The organism is Falsihalocynthiibacter sp. S25ZX9, assembly GCF_041205405.1.
Classification (GTDB): Bacteria; Pseudomonadota; Alphaproteobacteria; order Rhodobacterales; family Rhodobacteraceae; genus Falsihalocynthiibacter; species Falsihalocynthiibacter arcticus.
This window is the reverse complement of record NZ_JBGFCD010000147.1, coordinates 1-330: the sequence shown is the minus strand read 5'-3', so window position 1 is coordinate 330 and position 330 is coordinate 1. Positions and strand designations below refer to the sequence as shown.

Genomic DNA, 330 nt, shown 5'->3' with positions numbered 1-330 from the left:
TTGCTTCCATCTCTTCGATGTTTGCAGAAGTCACACCGAGTTCTTCAGCGGCGATCAAAGCATTCAAAGACCAACGAACGATGTCTGCCCATTCGTTGTAGCCGTGGCGAACAAGAGGACCGAGCGGCTCTTTGGAGATGATTTCAGGAAGGACGATGTGCTCGCTTGGTGCTTCGAACGTTGCACGAGTCGCCGCCAACGCGGAAGCGTCAGTTGTGTAAACGTCACAAGCGCCCGCAAGGTACTGTTGTTGACCTTCAGCGTTTGTTTCGATTGGCACAGGCTCATATGAGAGATTGTTGGCGCGGAAGTAGTCGGCCAAGTTCAACT

General features: G+C 52.4%; 1 pseudogene. It reads right to left on the bottom strand.

Features of this window, described 5'->3' with window-relative positions:
* Nucleotides 1-330, bottom strand: a pseudogene (locus tag AB9F29_RS21655) (amino acid ABC transporter substrate-binding protein); the annotation flags it as partial.